The 23,863-nt window shown below is 63.2% G+C and carries 19 protein-coding genes; 9 read left to right on the plus strand and 10 right to left on the minus strand.

The window, feature by feature from the left end:
• Positions 1 to 4 precede the first annotated feature (4 nt).
• The 9 genes from AC1D08_RS07170 to AC1D08_RS07210 all read right to left on the minus strand — a co-directional run bounded on the left by AC1D08_RS07170 (position 5) and on the right by AC1D08_RS07210 (position 11,508).
• Complete coding sequence (locus AC1D08_RS07170) at positions 5 to 1,579, minus strand: FGGY-family carbohydrate kinase (RefSeq protein WP_457151249.1); 1,575 nt, start codon at positions 1,577 to 1,579, stop codon at positions 5 to 7.
• A gap of 100 nt (positions 1,580 to 1,679) precedes the next feature.
• Positions 1,680 to 2,621, minus strand: a complete 942-nt coding sequence (locus AC1D08_RS07175) for a D-ribose ABC transporter substrate-binding protein (protein ID WP_095081092.1) — start codon at positions 2,619 to 2,621, stop codon at positions 1,680 to 1,682.
• 39 nt (positions 2,622 to 2,660) lie between these two features.
• Positions 2,661 to 3,794 carry an ABC transporter permease gene (locus AC1D08_RS07180; RefSeq protein WP_095081090.1) on the minus strand — a complete coding sequence of 378 codons (1,134 nt, stop codon included), beginning with the start codon at positions 3,792 to 3,794 and terminating at the stop codon, positions 2,661 to 2,663.
• A 26-nt stretch (positions 3,795 to 3,820) separates the two neighbouring features.
• Complete coding sequence (locus AC1D08_RS07185; RefSeq protein WP_457151248.1) at positions 3,821 to 5,362, minus strand: sugar ABC transporter ATP-binding protein; 1,542 nt, start codon at positions 5,360 to 5,362, stop codon at positions 3,821 to 3,823.
• Positions 5,359 to 6,015, minus strand: coding sequence for a DUF2291 family protein (locus tag AC1D08_RS07190; protein WP_457151247.1), 657 nt, complete (start codon positions 6,013 to 6,015; stop codon positions 5,359 to 5,361). The genes AC1D08_RS07185 and AC1D08_RS07190 overlap by 4 nt, the downstream gene beginning before the upstream one ends.
• 33 nt (positions 6,016 to 6,048) lie before the next feature.
• Positions 6,049 to 7,122, minus strand: coding sequence for a sugar-binding transcriptional regulator (locus AC1D08_RS07195; protein ID WP_457151246.1), 1,074 nt, complete (start codon positions 7,120 to 7,122; stop codon positions 6,049 to 6,051).
• Between the two features lie 368 nt (positions 7,123 to 7,490).
• Positions 7,491 to 9,203: a glycerol-3-phosphate dehydrogenase/oxidase gene (locus AC1D08_RS07200; RefSeq protein ID WP_457151245.1), complete on the minus strand. Its 1,713-nt coding sequence runs from the start codon at positions 9,201 to 9,203 to the stop codon at positions 7,491 to 7,493.
• Complete coding sequence (locus AC1D08_RS07205; protein WP_457151244.1) at positions 9,200 to 9,976, minus strand: DeoR/GlpR family DNA-binding transcription regulator; 777 nt, start codon at positions 9,974 to 9,976, stop codon at positions 9,200 to 9,202. Before AC1D08_RS07205 ends, AC1D08_RS07200 begins: the two co-directional genes overlap by 4 nt.
• Entirely contained in the window at positions 9,973 to 11,508 is a 1,536-nt protein-coding gene (locus AC1D08_RS07210; RefSeq protein ID WP_457151259.1) for an FGGY-family carbohydrate kinase, read from the minus strand. Before AC1D08_RS07210 ends, AC1D08_RS07205 begins: the two co-directional genes overlap by 4 nt.
• 297 nt (positions 11,509 to 11,805) lie before the next feature.
• On the opposite strand from AC1D08_RS07210, the gene AC1D08_RS07215 reads away from it, so the two are divergent.
• Positions 11,806 to 11,988: a hypothetical protein gene (locus tag AC1D08_RS07215; RefSeq protein WP_477225832.1), complete on the plus strand. Its 183-nt coding sequence runs from the start codon at positions 11,806 to 11,808 to the stop codon at positions 11,986 to 11,988.
• Here the strand turns inward: AC1D08_RS07215 and tssH are convergent.
• Entirely contained in the window at positions 11,973 to 14,795 is a 2,823-nt protein-coding gene (tssH, locus tag AC1D08_RS07220; protein ID WP_477422830.1) for a type VI secretion system ATPase TssH, read from the minus strand. The genes AC1D08_RS07215 and tssH overlap by 16 nt on opposite strands.
• Before the next feature lie 219 nt (positions 14,796 to 15,014).
• On the opposite strand from tssH, the gene tssA reads away from it, so the two are divergent.
• Genes tssA through tagH form a run of 8 tightly spaced genes read left to right on the plus strand, consistent with a single transcriptional unit; the run spans position 15,015 to position 23,862 of the window.
• Positions 15,015 to 16,187: a type VI secretion system protein TssA gene (gene tssA / locus AC1D08_RS07225; protein WP_477394043.1), complete on the plus strand. Its 1,173-nt coding sequence runs from the start codon at positions 15,015 to 15,017 to the stop codon at positions 16,185 to 16,187.
• A 6-nt stretch (positions 16,188 to 16,193) separates the two neighbouring features.
• Positions 16,194 to 16,733 carry a type VI secretion system contractile sheath small subunit gene (gene tssB, locus AC1D08_RS07230; RefSeq protein ID WP_095080775.1) on the plus strand — a complete coding sequence of 180 codons (540 nt, stop codon included), beginning with the start codon at positions 16,194 to 16,196 and terminating at the stop codon, positions 16,731 to 16,733.
• 3 nt (positions 16,734 to 16,736) lie between these two features.
• Positions 16,737 to 18,242 (plus strand): type VI secretion system contractile sheath large subunit, encoded by a 1,506-nt coding sequence (tssC, locus tag AC1D08_RS07235; RefSeq protein WP_095080774.1) that lies wholly within the window; start codon positions 16,737 to 16,739, stop codon positions 18,240 to 18,242.
• A 49-nt stretch (positions 18,243 to 18,291) separates the two neighbouring features.
• Entirely contained in the window at positions 18,292 to 18,747 is a 456-nt protein-coding gene (locus AC1D08_RS07240) for an Hcp family type VI secretion system effector (protein WP_095080773.1), read from the plus strand.
• The gene (gene tssE, locus AC1D08_RS07245; RefSeq protein WP_457151562.1) at positions 18,734 to 19,489 is read left to right on the plus strand and encodes a type VI secretion system baseplate subunit TssE; all 756 of its coding nucleotides are present in this window, start codon (positions 18,734 to 18,736) and stop codon (positions 19,487 to 19,489) included. Before AC1D08_RS07240 ends, tssE begins: the two co-directional genes overlap by 14 nt.
• Before the next feature lies 1 nt (position 19,490).
• A complete protein-coding gene (gene tssF, locus AC1D08_RS07250; RefSeq protein WP_477422832.1) occupies positions 19,491 to 21,365 on the plus strand; it encodes a type VI secretion system baseplate subunit TssF in 1,875 nt (624 codons plus the stop codon).
• Entirely contained in the window at positions 21,329 to 22,396 is a 1,068-nt protein-coding gene (gene tssG, locus AC1D08_RS07255) for a type VI secretion system baseplate subunit TssG (RefSeq protein WP_457151554.1), read from the plus strand. Before tssF ends, tssG begins: the two co-directional genes overlap by 37 nt.
• Entirely contained in the window at positions 22,393 to 23,862 is a 1,470-nt protein-coding gene (gene tagH / locus AC1D08_RS07260) for a type VI secretion system-associated FHA domain protein TagH (RefSeq protein WP_457151555.1), read from the plus strand. Before tssG ends, tagH begins: the two co-directional genes overlap by 4 nt.
• The last annotated feature ends 1 nt before the right edge of the window (position 23,863 follow it).

The raw sequence follows: 23,863 nt of genomic DNA on the forward strand, positions 1-23,863 counted from the left end.
GACCTTACTCCTGTGCACCCGGGAGGCGGGTGAGCGGCCGGTGCGCCATGGTTTTCCACACCGGCCGAAGCGCCTGGCGCGCCGCAACGAAGGAAGGGAAGAGCGCATCGTAGCTTTGCGAAAGCGCCTCGTCATAGGCATCGCAGTCGCCGAGAAGCGGCGTCACCCACTCGGCGGCGCAGTCGTCCATCGATCGATAGACGCCAAGGCCGACCGCGGCCATCATCGCCGCACCTGCAGCACCTGCTTCCTGGCGGCTGCTCGTTCGCACTTGCGCCCGGGTCGCCGCCGCGATGATGCGACGCAGGGACGGGCTGCGCGCGGCGCCGCCCGATAGCCGGATCTCGCCCGGCATCGTGCCCATCGCCTGGTAGCAATCGCGGGCTGCGAAGGCCAACCCCTCGAGGACGGCGCGTGCCAGATCGCCAAAGCCGTGCTTGACTGAAAGGCCGATGAAGCCTGCGCGCGCATCAGGGTCGACGAACGGTCCGCGTTCCCCGGCGAGCGAAATATAGGGCTGGTAGACCAGCGATCCCGGCTCCGATCCCTCCACCCAGACGTCGAGCGCTTTCAGCAAATCGTCGCGCGAGAGCTCGGCGCCGCCGGCGGTGAGCACGTCGCGTGCAAGGCCAAGCAGCCAGTCTATGTTGAGCGTCGCCGCCATGTTGGACTGCAGCTGTGCAAAGGCACCCGGAATAGGCATGGCGATCGTGTAGCCAGATCCATCGCCGTTGAGCACGACATCGCCAGGTGTGCGGGCGAAGCGCGTATGTATGCCGGTCGAGCCGATGACCGTGCAGCCGACATTGCCGCTCCGATCATAGAGGCCGGCTCCCAGCGCTGTCATGACCATATCCACATAACCCAGCACAACCGGCGTACCTTCGAGCAGGCCGGTCTCTCCTGCCGCCGATCGCGACAGCGGGTGATGGTCGGTGGTGCCCTCAAGCATGGGAGGCAACAGGCGGCGATGCGTCGCCAGATCCAGAATGTCGAAGACTTCGTCGGAATAGCTGCGCGAGCGAAAATCGCCGAAGGTGAAGGTTCCTTCGGACGGATCGGTGGCGCGTTCACCCGTCATCTTGAAGTAGAGCCAATCCTTGCAATGCAGTGCGGTCGCCGCCTGCTGCAGCATGTCCGGATCGTTCTTTTTCATAAAGGCAAGCTGAGCGCCCTGCTGGCAGGAGTTGAGCCCCGTGCCGGTCAGTTCAAACCGCGTGCGATCGCGGGGATCGGCGCGCATCTCGTCCACCAGGTGTCCGGCGCGGGCGTCGAGCCACAGCCACGCGCGCCCGACCGGCAAGCCGTCGCCATCGATCAGCCAGGTTCCGTCGCCCTGCCCGGTGATGGCAACCGCCGCGGTTCGTTGCGCGAGGTCGGAAATTTTGGTCGCCAGGTCACGAACGGTCCGCGCCATGTCGCGCCAGGTCTGATCGAGGTCCTGCTCGGCGCCGCCACCTTCCAGCGTGACGAAACTGTTGTTCACCGACGTCATGGCGAGCTGCCGACCGGACAGATCGAACGCGACCGATTTGATCACCGACGTTCCCGCGTCGATCCCGATCAGCAGATCTTTCATGCCGCAAATTCCGGTTGGTTGCGAAGGCGGTTCACAGGGACGTTGTCTGAAGCCGTAGAAGAGGCAGGGAGTGTCCGCAAGGACACCCCCTGTGCAGGTTTTACTCCGACAGCACGAAGGGTGCGGTGTACTTGTCGACATTGTCCTTGGTGATGAGAAGGCAATCGAACAGCTGCTTCTCGGTCGCCGCACCGGTGGCGCCAGACTTGATGAACGAGTCCGCCTGCTGCACGGCCTTGGCCGAGAAGATGGCGACTGGCTGCAGCACAGTGTACTGCAGTTCGCCGGACTTGATTGCCGCAACCGCGTCCGGAGAGCCGTCGAAGCCGCCGACCTTGATGCCGGAGAGCTTGCCGGCTTCCTTCAGCGCGGCAACCGCGCCGAGCGCCATTTCGTCATTGCCGCTGATCACGGCGATGATGTCGGGATTGGCCTGCAGCATGCTCTGCATCTTGTCGTGGCCCTTGGTACGATCCCAGTCGGCGACCTGCGAGGCAGCCTTTTCGAGGTCCGGATATTGGCTCAGCACGGTCGCGTAACCGTTCGAGCGCGTGGCGGCGTTGTTGTCCGACGGGGCGCCGAGGAGTTCGACATATTTGCCCTTTTCGCCGACTGCCTGCACCCATTGCTGAGCGCCCAGAGCAGCACCCTGGGCATTGTTGGAAACGAGCTGCCCCTTCGCCAGACCTTCCTGATTGATCTCGGCGTTGACGAGGAAAACCGGGATGTTGGCGGCAATCGCCTTCTTCACCGCGCCGACGGAGCCGTCGGCATTGGCCGGATCAAGGATGATCGCCACGGACTTGTTGGTAATGGCGGTGTCGATCAGGTTGCTTTCGGTGTTGGTGTCACCCTTGTGGGCGGCGACGTTGGCCGTATAGCCGAGCTTCTCGGCTTCGGCCTTGGCGACATTGCCCTCCGTCAGCCAGTAGGGGTTGGCCGGATCATTGACGATGATCGAGATCAGGCCCGCGGCCGACGCGGCGGCCGTGAACCCGACAACCATCGCAGCGGCAAGCAGACTTTTCAGCATGGTTTTCATATACATTCCTCCAAATGATTTACGCGGTGTTGCTGCCAGTCACCTGGCAGTCTTCCCTTGGGCAGGATTGGCCGGCTCGGCCTTCCCCCGTTGCTGAGAAGTCGGTTGGCCGCCCGTCGAAGCCGGGAGCTTGCTACGGCGGCGATACTGAACGGCATTGAGAAGCACGGCGAGCACGATGACGGCGCCGGTGAACACTGTCTGCCAGTAGGACGAGATACCGATGATCACCAGACCGTCGGAAAGGAAGCCGATGACGAAGGCGCCGAGCAGGGTTCCGCGGATGTTACCGCGCCCTCCGGTCAGCGCCGCGCCGCCGATGACGACGGCCGCAATGGCCGTCAATTCGTAGGTGGTGCCGGCGGTCGGACCCGCCGACGTCAGCTGCGAGGACAGGATCAGGCCGGCAATGGCGGCACAGATGCCTGACAGCACATAGACGGAAACCTGCACCGTCTTGACCGGAACACCGGACAGTTCAGCCGCTCGCTCGTTGCCGCCTGATGCGTAAAGCCAACGCCCGAAGGCGGTGCGGTTCAAGACGATGCTGCCGATCAGCGCGATGACCACCAGAACCACCACGCCGGTCGGCACGCCGAACAGGCGGTTGAAGCCGAGCGCGTCGAAGCCGGTGTTTCCCAGCTCCGGCTTGCCGCCGAGGTTGTTGTAGGTCAGGCCGCTGGTCATCAGCAGCGCCAGGCCGCGGGCCATGTACATGACGCCCAGCGTGGCGACGAAGGCCGGAACCTTGAAGCGCGCGATGAGCACGCCGTTGATCAGCCCGACACCAGCGCCCAGCATGCAGGCAATCACCGCGACCACCCAGACCGGCGGGTAGAGAACGACACCCAGCCAGGTCAGCGTCACGCCTTGCATCAGGAATCCGGCAACGACGCCGGCCAAGCCCAGCGTCGACCCCACCGACAGATCGATGCCGCCGTTGAGGATGACGAGCAGCATGCCGACCGCGAGAATTCCGAAGATGGCGACATGCGAGGCCATGGTCAGGAAATTCGCCACCGAGAGGTAGTAGGGCGACAGGATCGAGAAGACGACGATGATGACGATCAGGGCAAAGAAGGCCCGGCCCTCGAGCAACAGCTTGGCGAGATCGAAGCCTTCGCCGCGCGCGCTTGCACTGGACTGTTTTCTGGCCTGGCTGACGTCGGTCATGATCGGGGCTCCGATATTCATGGTGATCAGGCGACCACGGCTTCGCCGGAGGCGGCCATGATCTGCTCTTTGGTGGCGCTGGCGCCGAATTCCGCTGAAATCCTGCCCCGGCGCATCACCACGATCCGGTGCGCGATGCTGAGGCACTCGTTGACCTCGGAGGTCGAGAAGACGACCGCCAGGCCCTGCGCGGCGCGTTCGCTCAGCAAGCGGAAGACCTCCGCCTTGGCGCCGACATCGATGCCACGGCTCGGCTCGTCGAGGAGGATGACCTTGGGGTTGGTCGTCAGCATCTTGCCGATGACGACCTTCTGCTGATTGCCGCCCGACAGCGATCCGATCATGGCATTGCCGCCCGCGGTCTTGACGGTGACCTTGCGGATCGAGTCTTCGACCAGCTCTCGCTCTCTGGAGCGAGACAGAAACAGCCCTTTTGCGAACGCCTCGATGCTGGCAAGCGAGAGATTGCGGCCGACGGTCATCGTCTGCACCAGCCCGTCACGCTGGCGGTCCTCGGGGACGAGCACAAGACCTTTGGCGATGCGCTGGGCTATGCTCATTCTCGAGACATCCTCGCCTTCCAGCAGCGCCCGGCCGCCCGCCATCGGCATCCGCCCGGCGACGGCTTCCAGCAACTCCGTGCGTCCGGCGCCCATCAGCCCATAGATGCAGACGATCTCGCCCGCCCTGACATCGAGCGACAGGTGATCGACGACGGAATAGCCCGAGCCCGAAGCGTCTATGACGCTGACATCCTCGATCGACAGGGCGACCTCGCCGAACGCATGGCCGGTCGGCGGCGAGCCGAGATCGAAGTTCTCGCCCACCATGTTGCGGACGATCCACTCGAGATCGATGTCCCTGGCTTCGGCCGTTGCCGTTATCGCGCCGTCGCGCAGGACAACGGCGTAGTCGGTGATCTGCAGCGCCTCTTCGAGGTGATGTGAAATGTAGACGATGGAAACGCCGCGGCTGGTCAGGTCGCGGATCACCTTGAACAGCACCTCCACCTCTGTCGCGCTGAGCGCCGAGGTCGGTTCGTCCATGATGAGGATGCGCGAGTCGACCGACAGTGCCCGCGCGATCTCGACGATCTGCTGCTGGCCGAGACGCAAATCCTCGACCAGGGTCATCGGATCTATGTCTTCTTCGAGATCGGCCATCAGCGCGCGCGCCTGGCGCGATTCCTCGGCGAAGTCGAGGCCGGTCCTGGTGCGCAGTTCGCGGCCCATGAAGATGTTGTCGCGAACGCTGAGGTTCGGCGCCAGGCTGAGTTCCTGGTGGATGATCGAGATGCCGCGATCGCGCGCGTCCGAGGACGAGGAAAAACTGACGAGATTGCCGTCAAGCACGATGTCGCCCGATGTCGGCGTGACGACGCCGGACAGGATCTTCATCAGCGTCGACTTGCCGGCGCCATTCTCGCCGAACAGTGTGGTGACCTTGCCGCGATGGATGTCGAAATTGACGCCCTTGAGCGCGTGAACGCCACCATACGACATGACGATGTTGCGCGCCGAAAGCACGGCGTCGCCATTCGCGGGCGCGGTGTCGGCAGCCGGTTTCATTGCACCTCCAGCCTCACCGGAGTGACCAGCCAGCTCTTCGGATTGACTAGCTTGAACGCGCCGACCACCGATATGGTCTTGCCGGTCAGGGCGCTCGTATCGACCTTTGCCAGGACTTCCTTCTTCATCTCGTTGTTCAGCGCCGAGCCGGCGTCCTGGTATTCGATCTGGTTGGTGAACTGACCGAATGTGATCTTGCCGGTGGCGTCACGCAGCTCGGTGCCGTTGATCGCCGGCCCCGTCTGTACGCGAACCTGCAGCGTGTCCGGCACGCCCTCGACGGCGACCTTGTAGATGCCCGATTTTCCCTCGCCGACGACGCCGGTGAACTTGACCGAGATGACCGGTCCGACGCCCGCCGGCACGCCGTATTCCTTCTCGGCCGTCGCCCTGTCCTTGGCGATCGCGGTTGCCACCGTCACCGCGTCGGCCGCTCGCGCTTCGACATCTGCCTGCACCTTGGGAAATTCCGACTTGCCATAGTCGGCCGCCGAAAAGACGGCGCTGCGAACGTCGCCCGCGGACCCGATCCTGACCACCTTGGTGTCGAGCGCCATGGCGCCGAGCAGGACGACAGCCGCGGCGCCGGCAAGGATGCGGCGCAGGCCGGGCGAGACCTGCCGGGTCGGTGCGGTGGTGGCCTTCGCGCTCATGATGCAAACACCGGCGATGCGGGTTTTCCGTTGTCACGCATTCGACGATCCTCCGTTCACATGGCGCTTCGCCGCGCTGGCCGCTCCATTGGACTGGTTCAGTTCGACAAGGGCACGGGCGGTGCATTCATCGGTGATCAGGCCGCTCAGGTAACGGCTTTCGAGCACTGCTTTGATCGCCCGGACTTTCACCTTGCCGCCGGCGACGGCGACAATCCTGCGGCCTTTCAATTGGTCCCGCGGCAGCGCCAGGATTCTTTCCGACAGCGCCGTTTCCACAGGACGCCCCTTGTCGTCGAAGAAGTGGGCGAGCAGCTCGCCGACGCCGCCATCGCGCTTGACCTCATCGATTTCGGAATGCTCGATCATGCCGGTTGCGACCAGCGAAGCTTCCCGCTCGGCGGTCCCTATGCCGACGAACATCAGGTCGGACCGGCCTGCCAGAGCGAAGACATCGCTGATGCCGCGTTGGCCGAGCAGCACCTCGCGGTCCTCGGCGGTGTTGGCGACGAAGGGCACCGGCATCACATAGGCCTGCGCGCCGGTCCGTTCGGCCAGCCGATGCATGACGTCGTGCGGATTGGCGGCAAATTTGCGCGTCACGCCGCCAAGCAGCGAGACGAAACGGATATGGGCGGCAGGAGTGCGCGTCAGATATTCGACGCTGGCCGCGAGGGTGCGGCCATGGCCGACGCCGATCAGCATGTCTTCGCCACGATCGATCTCGCGCTTCAGGAACTGCGCACCGGCGATGCCCAGTCCCCTGAGCGGCAGGTCTTCCTGATCCAGATCCGGAACAACCTCGCAATAATCGAGCCCGTATGCGGCGGTGAGGCGCTGCTCCAACTCCACACACTCGGCGACGTCGCCGTCGATAAAGACCCTGACCAGACCTTCCTGGTTGGCCTTGGTGATGAGCCGATGCGCCTTGAGGCTGGTCAGGCCAAGCCGCTTGGCGACCTGGGCCTGCGTGAGACCCCCGGCAAAGTGAAGCCACGCCGCGCGTGTGGCGAGGCTGGACTCGTGGTCGCGGTTAGCGGTTCCGCCAGATTTCAAGCCATCTCCTCCCGAGATGATATTATTATCTTTATGTGCAAAAATTTTCATACCTTTGCGTCGCTGTCAACCCCTCCGCCTGACTCCCAGGCCATTGCGGGGATCCACAGGCCTCGCCCCTCGCCGATACGTCGCCCTCTCGGTCGGCGTCGGTCCATTAGGAGGTCGGCATGTTGGGTTGATCATATGACGATGTTAAATTAACGTCAATTGATGTTATCAAATGTCTTCGTTGGCGGCATCATGGAGGCGAATTCCGCCAACATGCCAATTAAGTGACTGTTTTCAATGAGATATCTTCGTCGGTATAAAAATCCCAATCCATCTGTGAGTTGGGACATTTCGGGTGCGCGGCGCAACCAGGAGCAAACCGATCGGATTGCCCAGAAAAAGCGGGATCGGCATTGTCGATGACGCGCTCAGTCCAGCCGCATCAGGTTCCTGCCTTCGAGCTCCACGACAGCGGCCTCGACCTCCCGCGCAACGCGCTTGGCGTTCCAGCCCAGCGCCCGCCCGGCGATCATGGCAATCTCCTGCAGATCGCGGCTTGTCAGTGAACCGCCTATGGCGAGCGTGCTGCGACGCATGACAATGTCGGCCAGATGTTCGACGAACTCGTGGCGGACGATGTAGTCGATCTCCGATCTGCCGTAGCTGTCGGAGTCCGGCAAATCGCCCTGACCATTTGGCCCATGAGTCGCAATCTCCAGGGCTTTGGTCCCGTAGCGCGACAGCAATTGGTCGAGACGTCGTTCCTCGACGTCCGTCTCCGCCCGGGCCTGGGCTAGCCAGCTTGCGCGTGCCTCAGCATTGGCGGGGAAATCCTTTCCGCCGCCGATCGGCATGGATTGCGTCGTTACCTTACGGCTGCGCCGCAGACGGTCGAGTATCGCGTCGGCGACTTCCTCGGCAAAGCCCCGGAATGTCGTCCATTTGCCGCCGACCAGCGAAATGACCGCGAAGGGCCTGTCCCGGTCCGGCTCGGCGACCGGAGCGGAATGATCGCGACTGATCAGGCCCGGTAGCGATGCATCAGAGGCCGGGAGCGGCCTGATGCCGCTATAGGCGTATACGATCTGGGCGTGTTCGAAAATCATGCCCGGCAACAGCGTCCGCACGCTCTCGAGCAGATAGTCGACTTCGTCGGGTTCGCAGCGGACCTCGTCGGGGTTGTCGGCTTTGATGTCGGTCGAGCCGACCAGCGCCAGGCCGAGATAATCGTAGACAAGGCAGATGCGGCCGTCATCGGCCTCGAAATAAAGCATCCGCCCGGCCAGGCTTTTTACCAGTTCGTCATGCTTCAGCAGGATGTGCGAGCCCTTGGTGCCGCCGATCATCTTCGACGGTGCACCGAGCAAGGCGTTGACATCGTCGATCCAGGGACCGGCGGCATTGACCACCAGCTTTGGCTGCACCGAAAATGCACCACCGTTTTCCGGCTGGAAGGTCAGTACGCCATTGGCTGAGCTCACCAGTGCTGTGTAGTTCGTGCTGGCGGAGGCTGCATTGGACCGCAAGCCGTCGAGGATCAACTCGAGCACCAGCCTTTCGGGATGGCTTATCTTGGCATCGTAATAGGTGCCGGTGGCGACGATCGAAGGGTTGAGCGCCGGCATCTCGCCCAGCGCTTGCCGCCGTCCGACCATGCGGTGGCGCGGCATGACCTGGTTTCGCGAGCCGTAGAAATCGTAGATCATCAGGCCGATCTTGATCAGGAGGGCGCCGCGGCTGCGCGGCGCGCTGGTCGAGCCGAACAGCGTTCGCAGCGCCGCCAGCATGCCCTTGCTCCAGGAAAAGATCGGAATGACGGTCGGCAGCGGGCTGACATAGTGCGGTGCATTCTGCAAAAGCAGGTTGCGTTCGAGCGTCGACTGCGCCACCAGTCCGAACTCGCCGGTTTCGAGATATTTCAACCCGCCATGGATGAGCCGCGATGGCGCGGCACTGGTGCCGGAGCCGAAATCCGCCTTGTCGACGATCAGACAGCTGACGCCTTGCGCGCAAAGGTCGCGAAACAGCCCCGCCCCGTTGATGCCGGCGCCAAGAATGACGACGTCGACCTCGCCGGCCGCGGCCATGGCGGCGAGACGCCCGGCGGCACCTTCCGCACCTGCTGCGTCGGCTGAGCTCATTGTGCCGTCGTCTTGACGATGCGCAGCTTCACGCCAGCCCGTTCGAGGTGCTGCGCCTGTGCATCGCCCAGCCCCTCGGTCGTCAGCACGGCATCGAAACTGGTCAGATCGTCAAAGACATGCAGTGCGATCCGGTCGAACTTCGCATGGTCGACCAGCAGGATGCGCTTCACCGATGCGGCCATCATCGCCTGCTTGACCCTCACGACATTGGGATCCTGGATGAAGGCCGTGGTTCCGGTGATGGCCGAAGCCGAACAGATCAGGACATTGGCGCGAAGCTGCGCCACGGCGTTCTCGCAGACGATGCCGATATAGGCATTGTAGGTGCCGTGGTACTTGCCACCGAGACAGATGAAGTCGATGTCGTCGACGTTGGTCAGCAGCGAAGCCGTCGCCACGCTGTTGGTGATGACGGTCAGCGGCTTTACGTCGAGCAGCAGCGTGGCGACGGCGTTTGCCGTCGATGAATCGTCCAGCATGACCACCTGTCCGGCTTCGACATAATCCAGTGCCGCGCGCGCCAGCGTATCTTTCTCTACTCTGTTGACAGTCACCCGGTAACGAAAGGCACTTTCGTAGAGGCCGGAAGGCTGAACCGTCACCGCGCCGTGCAGTTTGCGAAGCACGCCCTGCTGCGCCAGCCGGTCGATGTGCCGGTGGATGGTCATGCGCGATACGCCAAAATGCTCGACCAGATCGTCGATGCGCACCTGGCCGAGCTTGATCACATACTCGGCGATCTCTTCGCGTCGTTCGTCGGCCTTGATCATGCAGTCCCCCAGGTGTCTGGCCGCGCCAGCCTTTCGATCTCAGGCCATAGCGACTTCAGTTGCTCGGCGATGCGGCAATAGAGGGAAAACCGCTCGCTGAACACAGCACTGGAGGCAGGCACGGGCTGATACTGGCGCGCCGTCATGCCGACCTGCCTGGCACCCTGTTGCGGCGTCGCGAAGATACCGACTGCGGCGCCGGCGCAAAGGGCGGCACCCAAGGCGGCGGCCTCGTCGGTCGAGGTGATGGTGACCGGGGCGTTCAGCACGTCGGCAAACATCTGCACGAAAGCCGGATTGCGCGAACCGCCGCCGGTCAGGCGTATCTCGCGGACCGCGAAGCCCTCGCGCAAGGCTTCGACATGGGTGCGGTGATTGAAGACAATGCCTTCCAGAACCGCCTTCAGCATGTCGCCGCGATCGTGCCAGCCATGCAGGCCGACAAAACTTCCGCTGGCAACGTCGCCATAGGGGGAGCCGAACAGATAGGGATGAAACAGGATGGTCGAAGGCTTCTTCAGCGCCGCGTCGATCTCTGCTGCCAGCAGTTCGTGGATGGAGCCGCCATCGGCGTTTGTCCTGTCCTGCTCCGAGCGGCAGAAGGTGTCGAGAAACCAGTCGTAGTTTGCAGTCGAGGCCGGCGAGATCGCCATGTTGTTCCAACGGCCTGCATCGATGGCGTTGCGACAGAACCAGCGCCGGTCGACGCGCGGTTTCGAAGAGACGACTTCGTTGATGGAATAGGTGCCGGCGACGATGCTGAGCACGTCCTCCTCATGGCCGCCCATGCCAAGCGCCGAAGCGGTCACGTCGTGCAGGCCGCATGCGACCGGCGTTCCCTTGCGAAGGCCAGTCATTTCGGCGGCATCGGCGGTGACCTGGCCGACGATGTCGGCGGAATGCGCCACTGGCGGCAGCGCGTCGAAAAGCTCGCCCAATCCAAAGACCTGCATCGCTTCCGGCGCGTAGGCCTGCGTACGGAAATCCGTGAACGACGTGCTGGCCTCCGTTCGGTCGGTACCGATCGTGCCGGTCAGGCAAAAGCGAAGCCAGTCCTTGCAGGCCAGTATGTGACCGATGCGAGCATAGCGATCCGGATCGTTCTGCTTGAGCCATGCAAGCAGCGCCGAAGGCGCCGAAACATGCGGCGCCTGGCCGGTGCGCGCAAGCGCTTCGTCGAAGACCAGGTCCGCCGACCATCTTTCGATAATCTCGCCGGCGCGGCTGTCGAGCGACAGGATCCCGGCCCCTAGCGGCCGACGATCCTTGTCGAGCAGATAGAGACCGTCGCCATGCGCGGTCGCTGCCACCGCCCTGATATCGTCCGCCGGCCGGCCACAGAGCGCGATCGCTTCCTTGATGGCGTCGGCGGTCGCTTGCCAGAGGCCTACCATGTCGCGCTCCACCCAGCGCGCATGGGGCATCGACTGCGGCACCCGCCGGCGCGCCACCGACAACTGCGTGCCATCGGCGTCGAAGATCACCGCCTTGGTGACCGTGAGACCGTTATCGATTCCGAGCAAACTGGGCATGATCACCGCCTCTTTCGGCAACTGGCGATGTGCACTGCGCGACAGTCCTGCAGGCTGGAGCAAGGGCTACAGATATGGCGACAATCAATGGACAACGGCTATACAATGCACTGACACCTTGCGGATTGAATGGACCATATAGCGATGTGAATTTAACGTCAATATGTGAGACAATGCCACTGGCATCGCCGAAAATGAGCGTTGTCGAAAATCATAAACTTACTAACTTTATGATTTTGTTAAAATTTTTCTCTACAAAAACATCCCACCGAGATCGTTCATTCGGTCGGAACGGCCATGCCCTTCGAACTCGAAATCTCCGCGGCCGCCGTGGAATCAGGCCGACGGATTCAGGACCTCATGGATTGCTTCGACAATGAAGTCCTGCGTGGCTTCGTCCAGGTAGGGATGCAGGCTGAAGACTTCATGTGCCAGCCTTTCGGTGACGGGAAGCCCAGCCTCCGCTACTCGAAGGAATAGGTGAAGCCCTCCTTGGAGGCGCCGACTGTCACCTTCGTCATCTTTTCGCCCCCGAGCGACCGGTTCAGCACGCCGCGGCTCAATTCCGGTAGAAGCGTGTTGGTCAGGATGGCATCGATCATCCGCCCGCCGGATTCGATCTCGGTGCAGCGGGCCTTGACCAGGTCCATGACACCTTCGCCGATCACCAATTCCGCGTCGTTGGTTGCGCGTAGCCGGCGGGCGATCTTGGCGAACTGGTGGCGGGTGATCGCTTCGATCATGGAATCCGAGAGCGGATAGTAAGGAATGGTCACCACCCGGCCGAGAAAGGCCGCTGGGAAGACCTTCAGCAACGGGCTGCGCAAGGCGGTGTCAAGATCGTCGAGCCCGGCCCGTAGCGTGCCGTTCCTGGTCCGATCCATGATGACCTCCGAGCCGACATTCGAGGTGAGCAGGATCAGCGTGTTCTTGAAATCGATGCGCCGGCCCTCGCTGTCGTCCATCATGCCCTTGTCGAAAACCTGGAAGAAGATTTCGTGCACGTCCGGATGCGCCTTCTCGACCTCGTCGAGCAGGATCACCGAATAGGGTTTGCGGCGGACGGCCTCGGTCAGGATTCCACCCTTGCCATAGCCGACATATCCGGGCGGAGCGCCCTTCAAGGTAGAGACCGTATGTGCCTCCTGGAACTCGGACATGTTGATCGAGATCAGGTTCTGTTCGCCCCCGTAGAGCGTTTCGGCCAGCGCCAATGCAGTTTCGGTCTTGCCGACGCCTGAGGGACCGCAGAGCAGGAACACGCCCACCGGTTTTTCCGGCGCGCCGAGCCCGGCGCGGCTGGTCTGCACACGCTTGGCGATCATCTCCATGGCGTGATCCTGGCCGACCACGCGTTCGGACAGGGTCGCGGCGAGCCGCAGCGCCTTTTCGGTCTGGCTCGACAGCATCCGCCCGGTCGGGATTCCCGTCCAGTCCTGAACGACCGCCGCTATGGCGTTGCGGTCGACCGACGGCAGGATCAGCGGCGTTTCGCCTTGCGCCTCGGCGAGTTCGGCCATCAGTTCGCGCAGCCGGGCGAGATCGGCGCCCGGTTCGGGTGGAGGAGCGTTTGCCGCCGGTGTCTCCACGTCGGCCTTGGCCGTTTTGGTCTTTGCCGTTTTGGTTTTGGGCGTCTCGGTCTTTTGCGTTTCGGTTTGGGGTGTTGCGGTATTGGGCGGCGCAGTCTCCGCGGCGTCCGCGCCTGCCGTCCCGGCATTCGCCTCAGGCGTCTCCACAGCATCGAGCGGCACACCCTCGCCGCGCAGCCGGGCGCGCAATTCGAGTATCTCGGCAACCAGGGCCTTTTCCCGATCCCAACGTTGTTGCGCTGCGGCCAGCGTGACCTCGGTTTCGGCAAGGCCGGTGTCGACCCGTGCCTGGCGCTCGGCCACTTCGATGCCGATCGCGGCCTCGCGGCCGATGATGCCGTGCTCGACCTCCAGCGCCTGGCGGCGACGCATGATGTCTTCGACCTCGGCCGGCGTGGCATGCTGCGATATGGCGACACGGGCGCATGCGGTGTCGAGAAGGCTCACCGCCTTGTCGGGCAGTTGCCGCGCCGGGATGTAGCGATGCGACAGGCCGACCGCCGCCTCGATCGCCTCATCCAGTATCTGCACTTTGTGGTGCTGCTCCAAGACGCCGGCCACACCGCGCAACATCAGAACCGCCACCGCCTCCGACGGCTCGTCGATTTTCACCACCTGGAAACGGCGGGTCAGCGCCGGGTCTTTCTCGATGTGCTGCTTGTATTCTGCCCAGGTCGTTGCCGCGATGGTGCGAAGTTCGCCACGCGCCAGCGCCGGTTTCAGGAGATTGGCGGCATCGCCCGTTCCTGCCGCGCCGCCGGCGCCGATCAAGGTGTGGGCTTCGTCGATGAACAGGATGACCGGCGTTTCGGACGATTGAACCTCGTCGATGACAGCCTTCAGCCGTTTTTCGAATTCACCCTTCACGCTTGCACCCGCCTGCATCAATCCGACATCGAGCATGCGGACACTGACATCCTGCAGCGTGGGCGGCACGTCGCCCTGGGCGATGCGCAAGGCAAAGCCCTCGACGACCGCCGTCTTGCCGACGCCGGCCTCACCGGTCAGGATCGGGTTGTTTTGCCGGCGTCGCATCAGGATATCGACAATCTGCCTGATCTCCGGATCGCGACCGACGACCGGATCGATCTTGCCGTCGCGGGCGCGCTGGGTCAGGTCGGTGGCGTATTTCGCCAGTGCAGAATCCCCGCCCGGAGCCCGCTTCGGCGTTTCGGCCGTGGGAACCGCGATGGCCGCGCCGGCTTCGAGCGAACCTTCCATGACATCGGCGAACCGCGCGATGACCGCGTCGGCGTCGATCTTGTCGAACTCGGAACTGATTTTCGACAGCAGGCCTTCCAGCACCGGCGTCTTCAGGCAGGCAAGGAGAATATGTGCGCTGCGGACTTCCTCGACGCCGAATTCCAGCGTCGCCAGGTTCCAGGCTTCCTGGATAGCGTGGAAGATATGGTCGGAAAATTCCTCTATCGACGTAGCGCCGTAAGGCAGCTTGTCGACGGCGCGGGTCATATCGCCGGTGAGCCGGCTCGCATCCAGTCCCGCATCGGCGACTATCATTTGCACATCCGAGCGGTCGGAAAGCACCAGTTGCTCGATGAAGTGGACGAGTTCGACGTAAGGATTGCCGCGCAGCTTGGCCGTATCGGCCGCGGCCTTGAAGGCGCGCACCCCCACAGGATTGAGCTTGCCGACCAGTTCCTTGCGCTTGAAGCTCTGCGACGACCGGCGCTGTTCCATCGAACGTGCTCCTGCAATCTGCCAGTCGATAACCTGCCACAGAAGCCGCCGATTGACAAAGTGCGTGATGGACGAGGCTAGATGCGCAGTCAGCCGGTACTCAAGAAGGTCGCATTTAGCTTCTGTTAATTTTTGAGCAGTCGTTGAATTGTGGTAAAGTACAACCGTGTGATAACGTCGCGTCACGTACGGTTTGACGGCCGGTCGCTGGGGGTTGGTGTGATTGATCTCGCACTCTGGCTTGCTCCGCTCGACGGTGAAAATCCGTCCGGGGAGGATTTGCGCAACGACCCGGCTTTTCATGAGCTGGAGCGCCTGACGGAAGCCCAGACCAAGGTCGTCCACGACGGCAACAACAAGGCCACCTCGCAAAGCACAATTCCAGTTGACTGGTCGGCGGTACTCGCCAAGGCGGAGGAATTGCGCGCGCATGGCCGGGACCTGCGACTGCTCGTCATCGTCACGCGCGCGCTGGCCAATGAAGAGGGGCTGGCCGGCCTCGCGCAGGGCCTGACCCTCATTGCGCAGACTTTCGATCAGTATTGGGAAACCATGCATCCGGCACTGCGGCCAGGCACTTCGCCACGCGATGCCGCCTTGCGCCGGATCAACGCGCTGCTCGACCTGCAGAATGGTCAGGACGGGCTGTTGGCGAACCTGCGGCAAATGACGTTCTTTGCGCCGCGCGCTATCGGCCCGATTCAGGGCATAGACCTGGAAAAGGGTGCGCTCGACGACCGCGTCATGCTCCAGGAAGCCGCCTCGGGGTTGAATGCCGCAGAAAAGGCGGCACTGGTCGGCGCGCACGGGCAACTCTTGAACCGGGTGCGTGCCGGATGCGCGGCACAGATGGATCAAGCCAACGCAGAGATGGTCTTGCTCATCGCCGACACCCGGGCAGCGATGGCGGCCCTCGACGCGGTCGAGACCGCCCTCAACGCTCGTCTCGATGGCGGCGGCGCTCCGGTTCCGGAATTAAAGCGGTTTCTGCAGCGTTTGCTGACGACCCTCGAACGGAACTCGGCTGCCGGCGCCGTTGCCAATGGCGCGGCCAAGCCACCCCCGCCGGCAGAACCGGCAACGCCTGCCCGAAACGGTCATGGAGCCGATGCGATGGCAAGTATGGCAAGCTACGCGGACTCGAGCACGGGGCTTCCCGACCGGATTTCCTCGCGTGACGACGTGGTGAAATGCCTCGACCTCGTCGTCGCCTTCTACGACCGCACCGAGCCGTCGAGCCCGATCCCGCACCTGGCTCGGCGTGTGCGCCGGATGGTGCACATGGATTTCGTTGAACTTATGGAAGATCTCGCCCCGTCGGGGCTGAAGGAATTCCGGCTCCTTGCCGGCGTTCCCGATGCCAAGAAGGCGGCTCAGAAGGATGAAAGGTAACAACACATGCCAGCCGAAAGCAAAGCGAAGGTCATCGAACGAAATCGCGCGCCGCGGGTGCAGATCGCCTACGATGTAGAAACCTATGGCAGCCCGACGACGATCGAACTGCCGTTCGTCATGGGCGTGATGGCCGATCTTTCCGGAGCTTCGCAAACCAAGGAAGCGTCAAAGTCGGTGCTGGACCGCTCCTTTGTCGAGACCGACGCGAACCGCTTCCCCAAGTTCATGGAGGCGCTCGGTCCCCGCGTCAAAGCCCGGGTGAAGAACACGCTGCCGCAGGCCGAAGGCCAGGAGCGTGACGAGGAACTGGCGCTCGACCTCACCTTCACCAAAATGGGCGATTTCGCCCCGGACAAGATCGCCGCGCAAGTTCCGCAACTGGCCGAGATCCTCAAGATGCGTCGTCAGCTCGAGGAATTGCTGGGCTTCATGGATGGCCGCGTCGACGCCGAAAAGCGCATCGCGCAGCTTCTGAACAACGAGCCGCTTCTTGGCAAGATCGCCAGTCAGGCGCTGACCGACGACGACAAGGCAGGGGAGTAGATCATGGCCGAACAGCAAAAGACCGCCGCCGTCGCCGCCGAGGCCGAAGCCATAGACCTTGGAGAATTCAGCGGGCTCCTCGAGAAGGATTTCAAGGTCAAGAAGGACGACAGCGAGAAGCTGCAGCAGCTCGTGCGCAATCTGGCGCTGGCGGCGCAGTCCCGTTCCGACACCACGACCATCTCGTCCAATGCGATCAAGTCGATCAAGTCGCTGATCGCGGGCATCGACAAGATGCTGACCACGCAGGTCAACGAGATCCTGCATGCGCCGGAAGTGCGCGAAATGGAAGGCACATGGCGCGGCCTCTGGTATCTCGTCAACAACACCGAGACGGATCAGAAGCTGAAGATCCGGGTGATGAACATTTCCAAGGAGCAGCTGGCCGACACGCTCGAAGACTTTGAAGGCCAGATGTGGGACCAGAGCCCGATCTTCAAGAAAGTCTATACAGACGAGTATTCGATGCTCGGCGGCGAGCCGATCGGCTGCGTGGTCGGCGCCTACGAATTCTCCAACCACCCGCGCGACGTCGGTCTGCTGCGCAACATCTCCGGCATCTGCGCATCGGCGCATACGCCGTTCATCGCAGCCGCCTCGCCGCGCCTGTTCCGCATGGACAGCTGGCAGGAATTGCCGAACCCGCAAGACCTGCAGCAGATCGTCTCCAACCCGGCCTATGCGTCGTGGCAGTCGCTGCGCGAGAGCGAGGACGCTCGCTACATCGGCCTGACCATGCCCCGGGTCCTGGCCCGGCTGCCCTACGGCACCGATACCGTTCCGGTGAAGGGCTTCACCTTCGAGGAAGAGGTGCAGGGCGACCACAACAAATATGTCTGGATGAATGCCGCCTTCCCGATGGGCGTCAACATCAACCGCAGCCACAAGCTGTTTGGCTGGGGCACGCAGATCCGTGGCGTCGAGAACGGCGGCACGGTGCTGAACCTGCCGGTGCATAGCTTCCCGACCGATGACGGGTCGATCGCGATGAAATGCCCGACCGAAGTCGCCATCGACGACCGACGCGAGGCCGAACTGGCCAAGCTCGGCCTGATGCCGATCCTGCACCGGAAGAACACCGATCTCGCGGCCTTCATCGGCGCGCACTCGCTGCAGGACGACGAGACGCGAGCGGGACGACTGGTCGACCCGGACGCACAGTCGAACGAGCGGCTGAGCGCCAACCTGCCCTATCTCTTCCCGGTCTCGCGCTTTGCGCACTACCTCAAGGCCATTGCGCGCGACAAGGTCGGCTCGTTCAAGGAGCGCTCCGACATGCAGATCTGGTTGACCGAGTGGATCAACCGGTACGTGCTGGCCAACCCGGCCTTTGCCGACGACAAGGCGCGCGCCAAGCGCCCGCTTGCCGCCGCCGAGGTTCAGGTGGACAGTGTGGAGGGGCGTCCTGGCTATTACGCTGCCCGCTTCTATCTGCGCCCACATTACCAGCTGGAGGGCATCAATGCCTCGCTCCGACTGGTGTCGGAACTACCGTCCGTGAAGACTTGATTTGCAGCAACCAGACCTTGTTTTTGTTTGAAAGCGGTGGAGAAAGACAATGCCAGTGAAGATTGATGGTTTTCTGAAGGTTCCGGATATCAAAGGCCCGAGCACCCGCGACGGCCACGATGACGAGATCGAAATCCATGGCGTCGACTACAAGATGGTCGCACCTTATGATCCGAATTCGCTCTCACGCCGTGGCCGCGTGTCCATGGGCATGATCAAATTCATCAAGCATTACGACAAATCCTCGCCCTACCTGAAGAAGGCTTTGTTCGAGAACAAGGCCCTGGACGAGGTGGTGTTCTCGGCACGGCGGACCATCGATGGCGAGACCAAGGATTACCTGGTGGTCACCCTCACCGACGCCTCGATCATGGAATACGACATGTCGCAGGCGCCGGACGAGGAAGACCTGATCCAGGAAGAGGTCAGCTTCGCCTACAAGAAGATCAAGTTCGTCTATGACGGCAATGATGAAGCCGAAATGGATGTCTATGTCGGCAAGTGAGGTTCGGCGACCCGGCGCGGGCAAGCAGCAGACTACCGGCAGCTTGCGGGCAAAAAGCGAGGCCGTCCAGCCTTCACTTTGGGATCGCCTCGTCAATGACCTGCCGGGCCTGACTTCGGAGATAGACGGGCTGCGCCATGTCTTGCTCGACGAGCTTGGCGCGGACCGTCTCGACACACTCGTCACCGGCAGTGCGCGGACCATAGACGCCGATGCAGAGCTGACACCCGATCAAAAACGGCGTCTGCATCGACTGGCCTTTCAGACCCAGCACCGCGTCGAGATCGAAAGCCGCGGCGTGGTGGTTTCGGCTCGCGTGCTCAGGGAAGCGGTACGGCGTGACATCGAGGCGCTCTTCAACACCGAGCGCTTCGAGGCCACACCGCTGCTTTCCGATCTGGAAAACGAACAGGTGTCGGACAATCCACCTTCGCTCGCCGATTTTCCGGAGGTGCGTCGAAGCGTGGTCAATTACGGCGTGCCTTCCTTCTCGGGCCGGTCGTCCCGCGACTTTGATCGCGACGTGCTGGCGCGTGAGATCCGCGCGGTGCTCGCTACCTTCGAGCCTCGCCTCAAGGAGAGCGCGACAACGGTTACGGTCACCCTTGGCGACAAGACCGTTGGCCTCAAGATCGAGATAGACGCCGTGCTGATCATGACGCCGACGCCGGAACGCATGCGCCTGCGCACCACGATCAATCTCGACAACGGCTTGGCGCGGACCGAAATTAGGGACGCCTGAGATGGATCGGGTCTTCGTCGAATATTACGAGGAGGAACTGACCCATATCCGTGGCCTCGCGGCAGAATTTGCCGACATGCATCCGGCAGTGGCGCGCAACCTGTCGCTCGACACGGTCCCGTGTCCGGACCCGTATGTCGAGCGGCTGCTGGACGGCGTCGCCTTCCTCGCCGCGCGCACCCGGCTGAAGGTCGATGCCGAGCGCTCGCGATTTTCACGCAGTGTGCTCGAGGTTCTCTATCCCGATCTGGTCACGCCGGCGCCGGCAACGGCGATGGCGGTGCTGAAGCCCGGCCAGCAGGTCCAGACCATGCTCGCCGGCCACGTCGTCAAGCGCAACACGCGGCTGGTTTCCAGCCTGCAGCCAGGCCTGTCGACGCGCTGCACGTTCTCCACCGCGCAAGAAATGACTCTATGGCCGATAGCGGTCACATCGGTGAGCTATTTCCAGGATCGCAGTGCGCTGGCGATAGCCGGCATAGGGCCGATCGGCGGCGTTGGCGGCGCGGCGGCGCTCCGCATCGTGCTGGCCCGAACCGGAAAAGGCAGGCTCGACGAACTGGCGCTCGACCGGCTCGACCTCTATTTTGCTGGACGCACCAAGGCGCCGCTCCTGTTCGATGCGATTTTCGGCGCCTGCTCGGCCGTTGGCGCACGCCCGGAAGGCAAGACCAACCCGTTGTCGCCCCTGCCGGCACCCGAAATGGTCGGCATCAGCGACGACGAGGCCCTGATGCCTCGTACCCGTCCGACATTCGAGGGGTACCGTCTGCTGCGCGAATATTTCATGATGCCCGAGCGCTTTCACTATGCGCGGGTTTCCGGGCTTCAGCCAGTCGTGCGCCGGTGCGCCGCCGGGCTCGAGATCATCTTCTTGTTCAGACGTGCGGTGCCCGAACTTGCCGACCTGACACCGGCGGACTTCGAACTTTTCGCAACGCCGATCATCAATCTGTTCGAGCGTGAGTGCAACGTCATCGAGGTCGATGCGCGCAAGACGCGTCAGGTGCTGCATGCAGACCGAACGCGGGCGCGCGACTTCGAAATCTACCGGGTCATCCGCGTCGAGGATGCCGACACAGAAGGCAACGACGCCGAAATCCCCGAACTCTTCAGCCTGGGGCAGAACCGCGGCAGTGGCTGGGTCTATTCGACCGAGCGGCGCCCACGTCGGGCGACGGAGGAGGAGCGGCGCGACGGCCTGACCCGAACGTCATACACCGGGGACGACGTTTTCCTGGCCATATCCCGGCCGCTCGCAAGCCCGGCGAACCGGCCGCTCAAGCGTCTCGACGTCATGGCGCTTTGCACCAATCGTGATCTGCCGATCCTCGATGACAATCCGACATTGACGCTGGAGGCCGGCGACCCGGTCGAAACCGTCAGGCTGCTTGGCGCGCTGCGTCCGCCACAGCCGGCCATCCCCGCGGCACTGCCGGCTGGGGCCGACGGTGAATCGCGGGCCGACGATCTTGCCTGGCGGCTGGTGGCGCAGCTCGCGCTCAACTTCCTCAGCCTTGCCAAGGAAGGCCGCGGCATCGACCCTCTGCATGCTCTGCTCGACCTCTATGCCGATCGCGGCGATCCGAGCCTTGCGCGCAATGTGCATTCGATCGTGCGTATCGACTCGCAGCCGGTCATCGAACGGCTGCAGATCGATGGGCCGATGTGCTTCGGACGCGGCACCGAAGTGACGTTGCACGTTGATCAATCGGTCCTGGCCGGCCAAAGCACCTTGCTGCTTTCGGCCTTGCTGGCGCGGCTGTTTGCCCGCCACGCCGGAATAAACGGCTTCGTGCGAACCCGCACGCGGCTGCTGCAGAAGCAGGAGGATGTGCCATGGCCGATGACGCCCGGCAATCGCTACCTGATCTAGACCAGCCCAGCCCGAACCGGGCCGAAGGTCTGTCCGAGACGTTCGACTTCTTCGAACTGCTGCGCCGTCTCGAACAGCGGAGCGGTCTGTTCGGCCATTCCGGCCGCCCCGACCGTGAGCCGGCTCGACTCGGCCAGCATGTGCGCCTCGCCTTTTCGGCGCGGGACCTGGTTCAGTTCCGCGAAGCCGATGGCGAGACGCCGGCCCGGGTCACGGTTGCAAATCTCGGCCTGCTGGGGCCCGAGGGACCCATGCCGCTGCATCTGACGCGCTGGGTGCTCGACCGCCTGTCGCAGCGCTGGTTCGCCGGCACCGACGCACAGCTGACCAGCGACACCACGTTCGTGGACTTCGTCAACATTCTGCAGCACCGCATGATTGCCCTCTACTACCGGGCGTGGGCGGACGCGCATCCGGCCGTACAGGTCGAACGCGCGGTCGGCGGACGTGTTCGCGCTATGCTGGAAGCGATGGCTGGGATTGGACTTCCCGGCACCCAGGACGCCGATCTCGATACGGTAAAGCTTCGCCAGGCGGCTTCGCTCGCCAGCCAGGTCGACGGCCCGGAACGGCTGACGCTGTTCCTGGCGGAAGCATTCAAGGTGCCGGTGCAGATCAGGGAGTTCATCGCTGCCTGGATAACCGTGCCGACCGGCCTCCAGACCCGCCTTGCAAAGGCCTATGCGGGGCTCGGCCGGGGGGCGACGATCGGCCCGCGGGTTTTCAACCGCCAGAGCAGGATCGAACTGCGCGTCGGCCCGCTGGGGTACGAGGACTTCAAGGCCTTCCTGCCTGGCGGCCAGCGGCTCAAACTGTTCAAACAGGCCGTTCGCGACATGATCGGGGAATCGCTCGACGTCGACCTGCGCATCGTGCTTGCGCGCGAAGCCGTGCCGCCGCCGCGTATCGGATCGGCACAGCTCGGCCGAACCACCTGGCTTGCGCGGCCCGCCGAAAGGGGCGATGCTGACGACATGCGGCTGCGGACAATCGTCGGATGGCGGCCGGAAATCGCGGGGGTCGCGGCATGAGTCTGCTGCTGACGCTGGAGCAAGGGCCACGCACCCAGGCGGTACGGCAGACCCGGCTGGACGAGGGTGAGCTGGTGATCGGCCGCAGCGCCGACGCGGGCTGGCAGATCGACGATCCAGACATGTTCGTTTCGAGGGCTCACTGCAAGATTTCCGGCGGGCGAGACGGGTATTTCGTCACCGACACGTCGAGCAGTGGATTGTTCATAAACGGCTCTGACAGCCCGCTCGGCGCCGGCAAGTCGACGCGCCTGCAAAGCGGCATGCGGCTGAGGCTGGGCGACTACATCGTCTATGTCGACCTGCAAACGCCAGTCGCTCAAGCACCGGCGACCAGTCAGCCGGTTCCCGAACGCCTACCGCAGCCATCTCGGGCGCCGGTGAGCATCGGCCGCGATGACTTCTTTTCAGCCAAGGTCGAAGAAGAGCCGCGACGGCCACGTCCGGCCGATCTTCCGAACCCGTTCGAGCAGCCGGTTCCGGGCGCGTTCGAGCGTGCCGCATCCCAGCGCAACTCGCCTGCTTTCGATGACCCGTTCAGCCTTGATCCGGTTGCAACGCCTGTGTCGAGAAACGCCGCCCCTTTTCTCGAGCCGAGCGGTGCCGCGAACCGGGCGGACCCATTCAGCCTCGACCCGGTGCCGTCCCCCAGCCGCGGAGCCGAACCGGCTGCCGGAAAGCCATCCGATTTCAACGATGATTTTGGTTTCGGACCGGCGGCAGTGCCCAATTCGGCAAACGGCGCCGGCTCGACCGGACAGCGCGAGCGCGCCGCCCAACAACCCCAATCCACCAATCCCTGGGATTTGCCCGTGCAAGCGGCGGATACCCCTCCCCCGCCACGTGCGGTCGCTCCTGCCAAACCCGCCCGCCCGCCCGCCGCGCCACAGCCGGGGGAGTCGGCGCTTCGCTCGGCATTCCTGCACGGCATGGGCGTTGAGGAAGCCGATTTCCCCGGACGCGACAGCATCGCGGAAATGGAGAAGTTTGGCCGCGAGTATCGGCTGATGATGGAAGGCCTGATGCAGCTTCTGCGCAAGCGGGCCGAGGAAAAGGGAAACGCCCGCGTCGCCCAGACCATGGTCGGAGCCTCCGAGGTCAATCCGCTCAAGTTTCTGCCAACTGTCGATGATGCCATCGTCACGCTTATCGCCGAGCGCAGCCCCGGATTTCTTGCCGGCGAAGCGGCAATCGCCGACGCGGTTCGCGATCTTGCGCAACATCACGTGCGCGCCTGGCGCGGCATACAGGCCGCCTTGCGGCGGATGATCGACCGTTTTGACCCGGCCGAGATCGAGGAAGAGCTGAAATCGAATTCGGCGATCGGCACCCTGCTTTCAGGCGGGCGCGGCGCCAAGCTGTGGGAGCTTTACCAGAAACGCCATCGTGAAATCGCCGAGAGCGCGGAAAAAAGCTTCCTTGGCGAAATCGGCGCTGATTTTCGGGATGCTTACGAGGAGGAGTGAG

It is taken from the genome of Mesorhizobium sp. P2_E6 (genome assembly GCF_056403835.1).

Coding starts and splice junctions, on each gene's coding strand:
- tagH (WP_457151555.1), top strand. CDS start 22,393: ATGAGTCTGCTGCTGACGCTGGAGCAAGGGCCACGCACCCAGGCGGTA.
- AC1D08_RS07170 (WP_457151249.1), bottom strand. CDS start 1,579: ATGAAAGATCTGCTGATCGGGATCGACGCGGGAACGTCGGTGATCAAA.
- AC1D08_RS07240 (WP_095080773.1), top strand. CDS start 18,292: ATGCCAGTGAAGATTGATGGTTTTCTGAAGGTTCCGGATATCAAAGGC.
- AC1D08_RS07215 (WP_477225832.1), top strand. CDS start 11,806: ATGCCCTTCGAACTCGAAATCTCCGCGGCCGCCGTGGAATCAGGCCGA.
- AC1D08_RS07190 (WP_457151247.1), bottom strand. CDS start 6,015: ATGAGCGCGAAGGCCACCACCGCACCGACCCGGCAGGTCTCGCCCGGC.
- tssH (WP_477422830.1), bottom strand. CDS start 14,795: ATGGAACAGCGCCGGTCGTCGCAGAGCTTCAAGCGCAAGGAACTGGTC.
- tssB (WP_095080775.1), top strand. CDS start 16,194: ATGCCAGCCGAAAGCAAAGCGAAGGTCATCGAACGAAATCGCGCGCCG.
- tssC (WP_095080774.1), top strand. CDS start 16,737: ATGGCCGAACAGCAAAAGACCGCCGCCGTCGCCGCCGAGGCCGAAGCC.
- AC1D08_RS07175 (WP_095081092.1), bottom strand. CDS start 2,621: ATGAAAACCATGCTGAAAAGTCTGCTTGCCGCTGCGATGGTTGTCGGG.
- tssF (WP_477422832.1), top strand. CDS start 19,491: ATGGATCGGGTCTTCGTCGAATATTACGAGGAGGAACTGACCCATATC.
- AC1D08_RS07195 (WP_457151246.1), bottom strand. CDS start 7,122: ATGAAAATTTTTGCACATAAAGATAATAATATCATCTCGGGAGGAGAT.
- tssG (WP_457151554.1), top strand. CDS start 21,329: ATGGCCGATGACGCCCGGCAATCGCTACCTGATCTAGACCAGCCCAGC.
- AC1D08_RS07210 (WP_457151259.1), bottom strand. CDS start 11,508: ATGCCCAGTTTGCTCGGAATCGATAACGGTCTCACGGTCACCAAGGCG.
- tssE (WP_457151562.1), top strand. CDS start 18,734: ATGTCGGCAAGTGAGGTTCGGCGACCCGGCGCGGGCAAGCAGCAGACT.
- AC1D08_RS07185 (WP_457151248.1), bottom strand. CDS start 5,362: ATGAAACCGGCTGCCGACACCGCGCCCGCGAATGGCGACGCCGTGCTT.
- AC1D08_RS07205 (WP_457151244.1), bottom strand. CDS start 9,976: ATGATCAAGGCCGACGAACGACGCGAAGAGATCGCCGAGTATGTGATC.
- AC1D08_RS07200 (WP_457151245.1), bottom strand. CDS start 9,203: ATGAGCTCAGCCGACGCAGCAGGTGCGGAAGGTGCCGCCGGGCGTCTC.
- AC1D08_RS07180 (WP_095081090.1), bottom strand. CDS start 3,794: ATGACCGACGTCAGCCAGGCCAGAAAACAGTCCAGTGCAAGCGCGCGC.